We start from the raw sequence: 12,989 nt of genomic DNA on the forward strand, positions 1-12,989 counted from the left end.
TCTGGCAAAACATGCCACTTGGTCGTACGCTCGCCCTCATGAATCGTTACGAAGGACGTCGCGTCCTCATCACCGGCGGCGGCTCCGGCATCGGCCGGGCCACCGTCCACCGCATCCTCGCCGAGGGCGGCCGCGTACACACCGTGGACGTCGACGGAGCCGGGCTGGGGAACACGGCGGACCAGGCCGGCGCCGCCGGCCATGGCGAGCGCCTCACCACCGCCGTCCTCGACATATCCGACGAGACCGCCGTACAGGCCGGGATCGCCGGCGCCGTCGCGAGCCTCGGCGGACTCGACGTACTGGTGAACGCCGCCGGCATCCTGCGCTCCGCCCACACCCACCAGACCACGCTCGACTTCTGGAACAAGGTCATCGCGGTCAACCTCACCGGCACCTTCCTGGTGATCCGCGAATCCCTGCCGGCGCTGCTGGTGGGCGACCAGCCGGTCGTCGTGAACTTCAGCTCCACCTCGGCGTCCTTCGCGCACCCCTACATGGCCGCCTACGCGGCCAGCAAGGGCGGCATCCAGTCCATGACCCACGCGCTGGCCGCCGAGTACAGCAAGCAGGGCCTGCGCTTCGTCGCCGTGGCCCCCGGCTCCATCGAGAGCGGCATGACCACCGGCAACGGCCCGGGCCTGCCCGAGGACACCGACTGGAGCCTGTTCACCAAGCTCGCCCCGGCCCTCGGCCAGGGCTTCGCGGGCCCGCAGACGGTGGCCGGCGTCGTCGCGATGCTCGGATCGGAGGACGGCGCGTTCATCACCGGCACCGAGATCCGCATCGACGGCGGCACGCACTACTGATCGGCGGCCGCCGGCCGCCGGCCGCCGGCCGCACGCGTCACGGACCGGGGTCAGCCCCGGAAACGGTCCCAGAGCCGGGGGAAGCGCTCCGCGAGCACGGCTTCGTTCTCGAAGTCGAGGGGAGCGCCCTCCGGCTCGGCCGCCTGCAACGGAACCCCGAGATCCGGGGCCACCGCCCCGGTGAGCTGCTCGTACGCCTCGTCCGCCGCGTACCCCAGCTCCTCGCCGTCGCCGTCGATCTCCTCGTCGAAGTCGCCCAGCAGCTCCGCCAGGTGGTCGGGATCGTGCACCCCGCCCTCGAAGACCTCCCGCCCCTGGCCGATCAGCCAGCACCGGAAGTAGTCGAACGCGTCGTCGCTCGCCCCGTCGAGCAGCACCCAGGCGGCCCCCCAGAGGTCCCAGGTGTACGCCCGGTTGTACCGCGACTCGAAGTGCCGGGCGAAGTCCAGCACGGAATCCGGGTCGAGCTGCGCCAGCCGCTCCACGAGCAGCTCGGCGTGCTCCTCGGGGTCGCCCTCGGCGGCCTCGCGGGTACGGTCGACGATCTCCCAGAACTCCGTCTCGTCCATCACCGCTCCAGCATCACGGGTCCACCCCCGTGCCGCCACCGCGCATACGGCCAAAGGCCGGTGTCCGACCCCCAATGGCGGGGCGGACACCGGCCTTCGGCCGTACGGTGGCGGATCGACTCGGGCGTGTCGGGGCGACCGGGCCCTACAGGCCGTAGCGCTCGCGGGCCTCCTTGATGGCGGACGCCGGCACCTCGCCGCGGCGGGCGAGCTGGGCCAGCGCGGCCACCACGATGGACTGGGCGTCGACACCGAAGTGCCGGCGGGCGCCCTCGCGGGTGTCGGAGAGGCCGAAGCCGTCCGTGCCGAGCGAGGTGTAGTCCTGCTCGACCCACTGGCTGATCTGGTCCGGGACCTGACGCATCCAGTCGGACACGGCCAGCACCGGGCTCGTGACGCCCTCCAGCGCGCGGGTGACGTACGGGGTGCGCACCTCGCCGCGCAGCAGCGCCTCGTCGCACTCCAGCGCGTCGCGGCGCAGCTCGCCCCAGGAGGTGGCGGACCAGACGTCGGCGGCCACGTTCCAGTCGGCGGCCAGCAGCTTCTGCGCCTCCAGCACCCAGTGGATCGCCGTACCCGAGGCCATCAGCTGGACCTTCGGGGCGTCGGCGGCCGGGGCCGCCTCGGCCAGGTCGGCCGCGGTGTTGAAGCGGTACAGGCCCTTGAGGATGCCCTCCTCGACGCCCTCGGGCATCGCGGGCTGCACCTTCGGCTCGTTGTAGACCGTCAGGTAGTAGAAGACGTCTTCCGGCTTCTCGCCGTACATCCGGCGCAGACCGTCCTTGACGATCACCGCGATCTCGTACGCGAAGGCCGGGTCGTAGTTGAGCGACGCCGGGTTCGTGGACGCGATCAGGTGCGAGTGGCCGTCCGCGTGCTGGAGGCCCTCACCGGTCAGCGTGGTGCGACCGGCCGTGGCGCCGACGATGAAGCCCTTGCCGAGCTGGTCGGCGAGCTGCCACATCTGGTCGGCGGTGCGCTGCCAGCCGAACATCGAGTAGAAGATGTAGAACGGGATCATCGGCTCGCCGTGCGTCGCGTACGACGTGCAGGCGGCGATGAAGTCGGCCATGGCGCCGGCCTCGGTGATCCCCTCGTTGAGGATCTGGCCGTCCTTGGCTTCCTTGTAGTACATGAGCTGGTCGCGGTCGACCGGCTCGTACGTCTGGCCCAGCGGCGAGTAGATGCCGGCCGACGGGAAGAGGGACTCCATGCCGAAGGTGCGGGCCTCGTCGGGGACGATCGGCACCCAGCGCTTGCCGGTCTCCTTGTCCCGCATCAGGTCCTTGACGAGCCGGACGAAGGCCATGGTGGTGGCCATCTCCTGCTTGCCGGAGCCCTTGAGCAGCGGGGCGAAGGAGCGGTCCGCCGGAGCCGGCAGGGCCACCTGCTTGACCTTGCGGGCCGGGGCCGGGCCGCCGAGCGCCGCGCGGCGCTCGTTGAGGTACCGGACCTCGGGGCTGTCCGCGCCCGGGTGACCGTAGGGGACCTGGCCGTCGGCGAAGGCGCTGTCCGGGATCGGGAGGTCGAGCTTGTCGCGCATGCTCTTGAACTCGTCGATCGTGAGCTTCTTCATCTGGTGGTTCGCGTTCTTCGACTCGAACCCGGCGCCCAGCGTGTAGCCCTTGACGGTCTGCGCGAGGATGACCGTCGGCGCGCCCTTGTGCTCCAGGGCGGCCTTGTACGCGGCGTACACCTTGCGGGGCTCGTGGCCGCCGCGGGAGGTGTGGAAGCACTCGGCGATCTTCGCGTCGGAGAGCACACCGGCCAGCTGCACCAGCTCGGCGTTCGCGCCGAAGAAGTGCTCGCGGATGTAGGCCACGTCACGGGTCGCGTACGTCTGGAACTGCGCGTCCGGCACCTCGCGCAGGCGGCGCACCAGGGCGCCCGTGGTGTCGAGCTGGAACAGCTCGTCCCAGGCGGAGCCCCACAGGGACTTGATGACGTTCCAGCCGGCGCCGCGGAACTGGGCCTCCAGCTCCTGGACCACGCGGAAGTTGGCGCGGACCGGACCGTCGAGACGCTGCAGGTTGCAGTTGATGACGAAGGTCAGGTTGTCGAGCTGCTCGCGGGAGGCGAGGGCCAGGGCGGCGGTCGACTCGGGCTCGTCCATCTCGCCGTCGCCCAGGAAGGCCCAGACGTGCGAGTTCGCGGTGTCCTTGATGCTGCGGTTCTGCAGGTAGCGGTTGAACCGCGCCTGGTAGATCGCGGACAGCGGGCCGAGGCCCATGGACACCGTCGGGAACTCCCACAGCCACGGCAGGCGCCGCGGGTGCGGGTAGGACGGCAGGCCGTTGCCGCCGGACTCCTGGCGGAAGTTGTCGAGCTGCTGCTCGGAGATCCGGCCGTCGAGGAAGGCGCGGGCGTAGATGCCGGGGGAGGCGTGGCCCTGGATGTAGAGCTGGTCGCCCGATCCGTCGGCCTCCTTCCCGCGGAAGAAGTGCTGGAAGCCGGTCTCGTAGAGCCAGGCTGCCGACGCGAAGGTGGCGATGTGGCCGCCGACGCCGTACTTGGAGCCGCGGGTCACCATGGCGGCCGCGTTCCAGCGGTTCCACGCGGTGATCCTGGCTTCCATCGCCTCGTCGCCGGGGAACTCCGGCTCGGCGGCGGTGGGGATGGTGTTGACGTAGTCCGTCTCGAGCAGCTTCGGCAGCGCGAGGCCGGCGGCCTCGGCGTGCTGGAGGGTACGACGGAGCAGGTACTCGGCGCGGCGCGTACCGGCGGCCTTGGCGACGGCGTCGAGGGAGGCCGCCCATTCGGCGGTCTCCTCGGTGTCGCGGTCCGGGAGCTGGTCGAGCTCGCTCGGAAGCTTTCCTACGGGGTCGGACATCGGTGTGCGCCGCCTTCCGGACAAAGGAGAGGTGGTGAAGAAAATCCCTGACGGGCAGGACAGGGTCGATGGACCCGGGTGGGGTCCGCGTTGACTGTAAAGCGCTGATCGATGATCGATCAAATTAAAGTGACAATTAAATGTCCACGAGGCGAAAGTCGGCACCGGGTGCCATGGGGCAAGGCACCCGGTGCCGGTGGCCCCGCGTGGTGGAACCAGTACAGGCCGCCGCGCCGGCGGCTCCCTGGAGAGTCGCTCGAAACCCCTGGTCGGAGCGGGTGTCAGGGATCTTGCCGGCCGGCGCGGGCGTCCGTCAGGCGCGGGGCGCGCAGCCCAGGACGTGCCGCTTCACGAGCAACCCGATCTCCGGGTCCTGACCGCGGAACGCCGCCACGAGGGCCTCGTGCTCCTCCGCGTAGGACTTCTGGACCGTACCGAGCCAGCGGATCGAAAGCGCCGTGAACACCTCGATGCCCAGGCTCTCCCAGGTGTGCAGCAGCACGCTGTTCCCGGCCGCCCGCACCATCTCGCGGTGGAACCCGACCGTGTGCCGCACCTGCGCCGTGCCGTCCTCGCTGCGGTCGGCCTCCCACAGGGCCGCCACGTGCGGCTCCAGCGCGGTGCAGTCGGCGGCCAGCCGGGGGGCCGCCAGTTCGGCGGCGATCTGCTCCAGACCGGCCCGGACCGGGTAGATCTCCTCCAGGTCGGCCGCGGAGAGGTTCCGTACGCGGACGCCCTTGTTCGGCGCGGACTCGATCAGCCGCAGCGTCTCCAGCTCGCGCAGCGCCTCCCGTACGGGCGTCTGGCTGACCTCCAGCTCGACGGCGATCCGCCGCTCCACGATCCGCTCGCCGGGCTTCCAGCGGCCGCTGACGATCCCCTCCACGATGTGCTCGCGGATCTGCTCGCGCAGCGAGTGCACGACGGGTGGGGTGATCATCGGCGCTTCATCTCCTGAGGGGCACGCAGGGCTCTGATGCGTAGACAATACGGCGGTGTCGGCCCGCCGGTACGCGTTGGTGCCCGGGGACCGGGGGTGAGGCTGGTTACAGGCCGATCCCGGCCGGTTCGGCGCACCCGCCCGGGAACCCCGGCCCCCGCGACCGGACATGACGACGGCGCCCCCGCCCGGAGTGGTTCCGGGCGGGGGCGCCGTGCGCCGCGACGGTACGGCGACCGCCGCGGGCGAAGCCCTACAGGCCGAGCTCGACCTCGAACTCGCCGGCTTCCAGGATCGCCTTGACGGCCGAGAGGTACCGGGCCGCGTCCGCGCCGTCCACCAGACGGTGGTCGTAGGACAGGGTCAGGTACGTCATGTCGCGGATGCCGATGTTCGTGCCCTCGGCGGTCTCGATGACCACCGGGCGCTTGACCGTGGCACCGATGCCCAGGATGGCGACCTGGTTCGGCGGCACGATGACCGTGTCGAACAGCGCACCGCGCGAACCGGTGTTGCTGATGGTGAAGGTCGCGCCCGACAGCTCGTCCGGCGTGATCTTGTTGCCGCGGACCTTGGCGGCCAGGTCGGCGGTCGCCTTGGAGATGCCCGCCAGGTTGAGGTCACCGGCACCCTTGATGACCGGGGTCATCAGGCCCTTCTCGGAGTCCACGGCGATGCCGATGTTCTCCGAGTCGAAGTAGGTGATGGTGCCCTCGTCCTCGTTGATCCGGGCGTTGACGACCGCGTGGGCCTTCAGCGCCTGGGCCGCGGCCTTGACGAAGAACGGCATCGGCGAGAGCTTGACGCCCTCGCGGGCCAGGAACGCGCCCTTGGCCTTCTCGCGCAGCTTCATGATCTTGGTGATGTCCACCTCGACCACGGAGCTGAGCTGGGCCTGCGAGTGCAGGGCCTTCATCATGTTGTCGCCGATGACCTTGCGCATGCGGGTCATCTTGACGGTCTGACCACGCAGCTCGGACACCGCGGCCGGAGCCTTGGCGGCCGGAGCGGCAGCGGCGGCGGCCGGCGCCGGAGCGGCGGCAGCGGCCTTGGCGGCCTCGGCGGCGGCCAGGACGTCCTGCTTGCGGATACGGCCACCGACACCGGAGCCCGAGACCGTCGACAGGTCGACGCCGGACTCCGAGGCGAGCTTGCGCACCAGCGGGGTCACGTACGCGCCCTCGTCACCGGCCGGGGCCGGAGCGGCGGGAGCGGCCGGGGCCACGGGAGCCGGAGCGGCCTGGGCCGGAGCAGCCTGGGCCGGAGCGGGAGCGGCCTGAGCGGGAGCAGCCTGGGCCGGAGCCGGAGCCGGAGCCGGAGCAGCCTGCGCCGGAGCGGCCGCGGGAGCCGGGGCGGCAGCCGCGGGGGCGGCCTGGGCCGGAGCCGGGGCGGCGGCCGCGGGGGCAGCCTCCACCGGAGCCGGGGCGGCGGCGGCCGGAGCGGCCGCGGGGGCCGCGCCGGCGACACCGATGACGGCCAGACGAGCGCCGACCTCGGCGGTCTCGTCCTCGCCGACCAGGATCTCCAGCAGGGTGCCAGCGACCGGGGCGGGGATCTCGGTGTCGACCTTGTCGGTCGATACCTCCAGCAGCGGCTCGTCGGCCTCGACCGACTCGCCGACCTGCTTCAGCCAGCGGGTGACGGTGCCCTCGGTGACGCTCTCGCCCAGGGCGGGGAGAGTGACGTCCGTGCCGGACGCGGCGGGCGCGGCGGCGGGGGCCTCGGCGGCGGGGGCCTCGGCGGCGGGAGCCGCGGGTGCCTCGGCGGCCGGAGCCGGCTCGGCGGGGGTCTCGGCGACGACCGTCTCGGCCTCGGCCGGAGCCGGGGCGCCCGAGCCGTCGTCGATGACGGCCAGCTCGGCGCCGACCTCGACGGTCTCGTCCTCGGCGACCTTGATGGAGGCCAGGACGCCGGAGACGGGCGACGGGATCTCGGTGTCGACCTTGTCGGTCGATACCTCGAGCAACGGCTCGTCGGCCTCGACGCGCTCGCCCTCGGCCTTCAGCCAACGGGTGACAGTGCCCTCGGTGACGCTCTCACCGAGCGCCGGAAGGGTTACGGAAACCGACATGGTTTCAGTTGCTCCTAACGAAAGTGCGGAAGTGGTCGTCGCGCCCGTGACGATTAGTCGTGGGAGTGAAGCGGCTTGCCGGCAAGGGCCAGGTGGGCCTCGCCGAGCGCTTCGTTCTGGGTCGGGTGCGCGTGGATGAGCTGCGCGACCTCGGCCGGCAGTGCTTCCCAGTTGTAGATCAACTGGGCTTCGCCGACCTGTTCGCCCATCCGGTCACCGACCATGTGGACGCCGACCACGGCACCATCCTTGACCTGGACGAGCTTGATCTCGCCCGCGGTCTTGAGGATCTTGCTCTTGCCGTTGCCCGCCAGGTTGTACTTCAGGGCCACGACCTTGTCGGCCCCGTAGATCTCCTTGGCCTTGGCCTCGGTGATGCCGACGGAGGCGACCTCGGGGTGGCAGTACGTGACGCGGGGCACACCGTCGTAGTCGATCGGGACGGCCTTGAGGCCGGCCAGACGCTCGGCGACGAGGATGCCCTCGGCGAAGCCGACGTGTGCGAGCTGCAGGGTCGGGACGAGGTCACCGACGGCCGAGATGCTCGGCACATTGGTCTGCATGTACTCGTCGACCAGGACGTAGCCGCGGTCCATCGCGACGCCCTGCTCCTCGTAGCCCAGGCCCTGCGAGACCGGGCCGCGGCCGATCGCGACCAGCAGCACCTCCGCCTCGAAGGTCTTGCCGTCGGCGAGGGTGACGCGGACACCGTTCTCGGTGTACTCGGCCTTCTCGAAGAAGGTGCCGAGGTTGAACTTGATGCCGCGCTTGCGGAACGCGCGCTCAAGAAGCTTGGAGCTGTTCTCGTCCTCGACCGGCACGAGGTGCTTGAGGCCCTCGATGACGGTGACGTCGGTGCCGAAGGACTTCCACGCCGAGGCGAACTCGACGCCGATGACGCCGCCGCCCAGGATGATCGCGGACTCGGGCACGCGGTCCAGGACCAGCGCGTGGTCCGAGGAGATGATGCGGTTTCCGTCGATGTCCAGGCCCGGCAGCGACTTCGGCACGGAGCCGGTCGCCAGCAGGACGTGGCGGCCCTGGATGGTGCGGCCGTCGACGTCGACGGAGGTCGGCGAGGAGAGGCGGCCCTCACCCTCGATGTAGGTCACCTTGCGCGAGGCGACGAGACCCTGGAGACCCTTGTACAGGCCCGAGATGACGTCGTCCTTGTACTTGTGCACACCCGCGATGTCGATGCCCTCGAAGGAGGCCTTGACACCGAACTGGGCGGCTTCGCGCGCCTGGTCCGCGATCTCACCGGCGTGCAGCAGAGCCTTCGTGGGGATGCAGCCGTTGTGCAGGCAGGTGCCGCCGAGCTTGTTCTTCTCGATCAGCGCAACGTCGAGACCCAGCTGGGATGCGCGCAGCGCCGCGGCGTAACCGCCACTGCCACCGCCGAGGATCACTAGGTCGAAAACGGTGCTGGCGTCGTTCGCCACGTCACGTCCTCCATGCATGTGCGCCGGGCACCGGTCCTCTGTGACCGGGGCGGCGGCTGGTAATCGGCCGCTTGTTTCTTCGGCCCTGTGGTGGGGGCCCTGTCCTGCCGAGAACCCATCTTCGCATTTGTCGGGGGAACGCGGGACGCCGGGCCCCGGCTCTGGACCGTCGTTCCGCCCGAACCCGGGGTTACCACTGCGTAGAAACCTACTGATCCTCGAGGTTTCGTCCAGGGCGAACGCGCCCCGCGGCCCCGATCGGGGCCGCGGGGCGCGTTGCGTCCCACGGGGCGAGACGGATCGCCGGTCGCGTCAGCCCAGGTCGCCCGTGGCGGTGCGCTCGGCCAGCCGCACCAGGGTGCGCACGGCGGAGCCGGTGCCGCCCTTGGGGGTGTAGCCGTACGGGGCGCCCTCGTGGAAGGCGGGGCCCGCGATGTCGAGGTGGGCCCAGGTGATGCCCTCGCCGACGAACTCCTGGAGGAAGAGGCCGGCCACCAGGCCGCCGCCCATGCGGACACCCATGTTGGCGATGTCGGCGGTGGGGGAGTCCATGCTCTTGCGCAGGTCCGCGGGGAGCGGCATCGGCCAGGAGGCCTCGCCGACCTCCTCGGCGATCTCGTGGATCGAGGTGCGGAAGGCGTCGTCGTTGGCCATCACGCCGAAGGTGCGGTCGCCCAGGGCCAGCACCATGGCGCCGGTCAGGGTGGCGACGTCGACGATCGCGTCCGGGTTCTCCTCGGAGGCCCTGGTCAGCGCGTCACCCAGGACGAGGCGGCCCTCGGCGTCGGTGTTGAGGACCTCGACGGTCTTGCCGCTGTACATGCGCAGCACGTCGCCGGGCTTGGTGGCGGAGCCCGACGGCATGTTCTCGGCGAGCGCGAGCCAGCCGGTGACGTTGACCTGGAGGCCCAGCTTGGCGGCCGCGACGACGGCGGCGAACACGGCGGCGGCGCCGGCCATGTCGCACTTCATCGTCTCGTTGTGGCCGGCCGGCTTCAGGGAGATGCCGCCCGAGTCGTAGGTGATGCCCTTGCCGACGAAGGCGAGGGTCTTCGCCGCCTTGGAGTGGGTGTAGCTGAGCTTCACCAGGCGCGGCGGGTTCTCGGAGCCCTTGCCGACGCCCATGATGCCGCCGAAGCCGCCCTTGACGAGGGCCTTCTCGTCCAGCACCTGGACCTTGATGCCGTTCTCCTTCGCGGCCGCGGACGCGACGGCGGCGAAGGCCTCGGGGGTGAGGTCGTTCGGCGGGGTGTTGACCAGGTCGCGCGCGATGTTGACCTCGGTCGCGACGACGACGGCGCGCTCGGCCGCGGCCTTGTGCTCCTTGTCGCGGGGCTTGGCGCCGAGCAGGGCGATCTCGGCGAGGGGCTGCTTGGGGCCCTCGCCCTTGGCGGCCTTCTTCTCGGCGCCCTGGTAGACGGTGAAGGCGTACGCGCCAAGCAGCGCGCCCTCGGCGACCGCGGTGACGGCGGAGGCGTCGTCGAGGGGCAGCGCGAAGGCCGCCTTCTTCACACCGTGCAGGGCGCGGGCGGCGGAGCCGGCGGCGCGGCGCAGCGCCTCCTCGTCGTAGGACTCGTCCTGCTCCGGTACGGAGCCCAGACCGACCGCGAGGACGACCGGGACCTTGAGGCCGGACGGCGCGGGCAGTTTGGTGATCTCGCCTTCCGCGCCCGAGGCGCCGAGCGCGTCCAGCACGGAGGCGAGCTTTCCGTCGAACGCCTTGTCCACGGCCTCGGCGCCTGCGGCGACCACGGGGCCCTTGGCGCCCTTCGCCACGCCGACCACGAGGGCGTCGGCGCGCAACGTCGCGGCGCCGGCAGTGCTGAGAGTCAGAGCAGTCACGGTGGTGAAGTCTCGCTTCCGTTTGTGTGTATGGGCGCTGCGGTCGCGTCAGGGTCGCCGGCCGCTCCGCAGCGATCGTATTCCGGCTCGACGGCCGCCGGAAACGAGCCTACGCCGACGCACTCGTCCGTACGTCACTCGAAGGTTTGGCAAGTTGTTCGATCCGGACGCCGCCAGGTTCACCCATCTGTGGTCTCTGTTCCAGGTTTGCCCTTTAGACCTGACGAGGTCCGAGAGAGTGATGCCGCTCTCGCAAGGGGACGCGGGGTCCCTTTGCATGATTTCCACAGAGCCTCCCCGGCCCGGCCGAACGCCATGCGGCCGAAGTCGGCGGGAGGCCTGCGGGGGGAAGGCCGAAATGGTCAACAAGAACCGGATGAACAGGGTCGCCGCGGCGATGGCCGCCGCGACCCTGATCTCCGTGGCGGTACCCGTCGCGTCCGCCGAGGCGGCGGCCGCGACACCGCGCATCGATCTCAGGGTGCTCGTCGTAGACGACGGCGGCAGCTCGGTCGAGGCGATCACCGCCGAACTCCGCGACACCGGGGTTCCGTACACCCGCGTCGACCTGGGCAGCAGCAGCCGCCCGGTGATCAACGCGGCCTATCTCAGCGACACGGTCGACGGCCGTCCGCGCGCCAAGTTCCAGGGGGTGGTGCTGCCCAACGAGAATCCCTTCGGCACGGGTTCGGCCGAGATGACGGCACTCGCCGCGTACGAGACGACGTACGGGATCCGACAGGTGGACGCCTACACCTGGTCGCACCCGGGCGTCGGACTGGAGTACACCGACAACGGCGGCTACAGCGGCACGCTCGACGGCACCCAGGCCGCCGTCACCGCCGCCGGCAAGACGGGCCCCTTCGGCTACCTCGGCGGTCAGGTCACCTTCGAGGACAACTCGCCGCTGGTCCCCGAGAGCTACGGGTTCATGGGCAAGCCGCGCACCGGCTACACCAGCTACCTCGACGCGCCCGTCGGCTCCGGGCGGGCCTCGCTCGTCGGCGAGTACGCCCACGACGGACGCAGCGAACTGGTCGTCACCTTCGGCTACAACCAGTACCAGCAGCAGTTCCGGCTGCTGGCCCGGGGCATCGTCGAATGGCTCACCCAGGGCGTCCACCTCGGCCAGGAGCGCAACTACTTCGCGGTCCACGTCGACGACGTCTTCGCCCCGGACGCCCGCTGGAGCAAGGAGCTCAACTGCACGCCCGGCGACTACGCCTGCGCGGGCGGCGAGGGCCAGGAGAGCACCATCCGGATGACCGCCGCCGACGCCCAGTACGCGGCGCAGTGGCAGACCTCCAAGAACTTCAAGCTCGACATGCTCTTCAACGCGGGCGCGGGCGAGGAGTGGAAGACCGAACACGGCGGCGTCGACGCCATGACCGCCCAGCTGGTGGCGGACCGGGCCAAGTACCGCTGGATGAACCACACCTACTCGCACCCCTTCCTCGGCTGTGTGCAGGACACCACCACCTCCCCCTGGACCTGCAAGAAGAACGCGCAGGGCGCGATCCAGTACATGAGCCGCGCCGAGATCTCGGCGCAGATCCGCGACAACAACAACTGGGCGGCCGCCAAGGGCATCACCACCGACCGCACCGAGCTCGTCACCGGCGAGCACTCCGGCCTCAAGACGGCCCCGCAGCAGCCCGTGGACAACCCCAACCTGGCGGGCGCCCTCGCCGACAACGGCGTCAAGTGGGCGGGCAGCGACAACTCCCGGGAGCCGGCGCAGCGCGCGGTCGGCGCCGCCCTGACCGTCCCGCGCCACCCGATGAACGTGTACTACAACACGGGCACCAACGCGGAGATGGCCGACGAGTACAACTGGATCTACACCAGTCGTGCCGACGGCGGCAGCGGCGCCTGCGAGGACAACCCGGCGACCTCCACCTGTCTGCCGGCCCCGCTCGACGTCACCACGGGTTACAGCAGCTACATCGTCCCGCAGGAGGCCCGGACCGCCCTGCGCCACGTGCTGGCCAACGACCCCCGGCCGCACTACGTCCACCAGTCCAACCTGGCCGAGGACCGCACCCTGTACCCGGTGCTCAACCAGGTCCTCGACACCTACCGCACGCTGTACGCGCCCAGCGCGCCCATCGTGAACCAGACCATGAAGGACACCGGCGTCGAGCTGACCCGTCGCGCCGCCTGGGACAAGGCGATCGCGAACAACCAGGTCACCGCCTACCGCATCGGCAAGGACGTCACCGTCAAGGCGCCCTCCGGAGTGCTCGCCCCGATCACCGCGCCCAACGGGACGAAGAAGCAGCTGCTGCTCGGCACCGCCGACTTCGGCACCGCGTACGCCGGCACCCGCTCGGCATGGTCGGGTCCCGAGCTGCTCCAGTCCGCGGTCACGCTGAAGCTGCTCTGACCTCCACCCGGCCTCCGTCAGGCCGGTCGTTCCACCGCACGCGCACACACGCATCACCCAGCGCCGGCGCTCCGCGAACCACGGGCGCCGGCCCCTTTTC

At 70.7% G+C, this 12,989-nt stretch carries 8 protein-coding genes; 2 read left to right on the forward strand and 6 right to left on the reverse strand.

From position 1 onward, the window contains the following. Positions 1 to 38: 38 nt before the first annotated feature. Positions 39 to 809 carry an SDR family NAD(P)-dependent oxidoreductase gene (locus tag ACIRO3_RS11935; RefSeq protein WP_404135171.1) on the forward strand — a complete coding sequence of 257 codons (771 nt, stop codon included), beginning with the start codon at positions 39 to 41 and terminating at the stop codon, positions 807 to 809. A gap of 50 nt (positions 810 to 859) precedes the next feature. Here ACIRO3_RS11935 and ACIRO3_RS11940 read toward each other — a convergent pair whose 3' ends face one another. The 6 genes from ACIRO3_RS11940 to ACIRO3_RS11965 form a co-directional block, all read right to left on the reverse strand. Beyond that, positions 860 to 1,378 carry a DUF4240 domain-containing protein gene (locus ACIRO3_RS11940; protein WP_351002125.1) on the reverse strand — a complete coding sequence of 173 codons (519 nt, stop codon included), beginning with the start codon at positions 1,376 to 1,378 and terminating at the stop codon, positions 860 to 862. Between the two features lie 145 nt (positions 1,379 to 1,523). Then, positions 1,524 to 4,208: a pyruvate dehydrogenase (acetyl-transferring), homodimeric type gene (gene aceE, locus ACIRO3_RS11945; RefSeq protein WP_404135176.1), complete on the reverse strand. Its 2,685-nt coding sequence runs from the start codon at positions 4,206 to 4,208 to the stop codon at positions 1,524 to 1,526. Between the two features lie 313 nt (positions 4,209 to 4,521). Beyond that, positions 4,522 to 5,145 carry a GntR family transcriptional regulator gene (locus ACIRO3_RS11950; protein ID WP_361785394.1) on the reverse strand — a complete coding sequence of 208 codons (624 nt, stop codon included), beginning with the start codon at positions 5,143 to 5,145 and terminating at the stop codon, positions 4,522 to 4,524. A 256-nt stretch (positions 5,146 to 5,401) separates the two neighbouring features. Continuing rightward, positions 5,402 to 7,219, reverse strand: a complete 1,818-nt coding sequence (gene sucB, locus ACIRO3_RS11955; protein WP_404135179.1) for a 2-oxoglutarate dehydrogenase, E2 component, dihydrolipoamide succinyltransferase — start codon at positions 7,217 to 7,219, stop codon at positions 5,402 to 5,404. A gap of 53 nt (positions 7,220 to 7,272) precedes the next feature. Beyond that, entirely contained in the window at positions 7,273 to 8,661 is a 1,389-nt protein-coding gene (gene lpdA / locus ACIRO3_RS11960; protein ID WP_053676093.1) for a dihydrolipoyl dehydrogenase, read from the reverse strand. 312 nt (positions 8,662 to 8,973) lie between these two features. Next, complete coding sequence (locus tag ACIRO3_RS11965; RefSeq protein WP_404135181.1) at positions 8,974 to 10,503, reverse strand: leucyl aminopeptidase; 1,530 nt, start codon at positions 10,501 to 10,503, stop codon at positions 8,974 to 8,976. Positions 10,504 to 10,861: 358 nt separating this feature from the next. Here ACIRO3_RS11965 and ACIRO3_RS11970 point away from each other — a divergent pair, with 358 nt between their 5' ends. Then, on the forward strand, positions 10,862 to 12,889 hold the full coding sequence (locus ACIRO3_RS11970) for a hypothetical protein (RefSeq protein WP_404135183.1): 2,028 nt from the start codon (positions 10,862 to 10,864) through the stop codon (positions 12,887 to 12,889). Positions 12,890 to 12,989 lie beyond the last annotated feature (100 nt).

Source organism: Streptomyces sp. NPDC102278 (assembly GCF_044766345.1).
Lineage (GTDB): Bacteria > Actinomycetota > Actinomycetes > Streptomycetales > Streptomycetaceae > Streptomyces.